We start from the raw sequence: 820 nt of genomic DNA, 5'->3' as shown, positions 1-820 counted from the left end.
AATTTTCCGACATTTCGTTGTGATAACGGTGTCATTCTCGACCCACAAAAGCCGTGTGAAGAATTAAACAAAGGGTGGATTAGCCCGCACTTCGATCGCGAATACACCCGCATGAAATCGCGCCAAACTTACGCTTATGGCGTGCTTTTTCATCTTACGGGTGACAAGCAAGCATTAGAGCTGGCAAAGAAAGGGGCTTATTACCTGATTGATCATCTACAAGATGAGAAAAACGGCGGCTTCGTGAGCTTTACGCGTAGTGGAAAACCGGGGATGGAGTGGCAACAGCGAACTTCTCAAGACCAAGCTTACGCCTTGGTGGGCTTGGCGATGTACTACTACTTGACGCAAGATCCAAAGGTTGAACAAGCACTTATCGACCAGCAAGCGTTTATATTTAAACAATACCGACGAAGCGATGATCGCGGTCTGGCGTGGGTTTTGAAAGATGGTGATGGGGAAAGTGAGAAGCAGCAAGAGTTAGTCGCTCAACTTGACCAAATTAATGGCTACCTGTTGTTAATGACGCCACTTTTACCAGCGCCAGCGCAAGCCAAGTGGAAGCAAGATCTGCAATGGCTGACGCAAGTGATGCTAGATAACTACCATTCCGTCAAAGAGCAGCGCTTTTATGGCGCGATACACCACAAAGCGGTAATGATGCCAGATGCGAAACACAATGATTTTGGACACACCATCAAAGCGTATTGGATGACGTATCTCACTGGTCAGTTGTTGGAAAATTCCAATTGGACAGAGTTTGGTTTCAAAGGAATGAAACACACGCTTAAGCAAGCGCAATACCAGCAAAACTTTGAGC

1 protein-coding gene is annotated in these 820 nt (G+C 46.5%); it reads left to right on the top strand.

The window, feature by feature from the left end:
• The coding region (locus tag R7R78_RS25395) for an AGE family epimerase/isomerase (RefSeq protein ID WP_225474533.1) at positions 1–820 on the top strand (820 nt) is incomplete at both ends.

Source organism: Vibrio sp. 2134-1, from assembly GCF_033339495.1.
This window is presented reverse-complemented; position numbering and strand designations above follow the sequence as displayed.